Source organism: Furfurilactobacillus siliginis, from assembly GCF_001437435.1.
Taxonomy (GTDB): Bacteria; Bacillota; Bacilli; order Lactobacillales; family Lactobacillaceae; genus Furfurilactobacillus; species Furfurilactobacillus siliginis.
The window spans coordinates 17,115-17,408 of sequence record NZ_JQCB01000018.1 but is presented as its reverse complement, the minus strand read 5'-3'; positions in this window follow the sequence as shown (position 1 = coordinate 17,408).

Here is a 294-nt window from a genome sequence, read left to right as displayed (position 1 = left end):
TTACCGCTTCGGCTTCGCGCAATCCTTGCGCAGCCTTCGCTCTCGGCACGACATCTGGTCTCTGTTGCTAATAACCTGGCGCTGGGGGAGTGCCTTTGCCCGCTTTGCGGGCAAAGCACAAGTTCAGTGAACGTCGAAGTAAACTCGCCGCCACGGGAACTGCAGCGGCCAACGTTCACTCAAAGTAATAGTTAACTGCAAACTAAAATAGTCGTCGTTTCAGGTTACATTAACGTAAACTGAAACGACGACTATTTTACTTTAGTGTGTTCTTTTACTTTGGCACTAACGGGT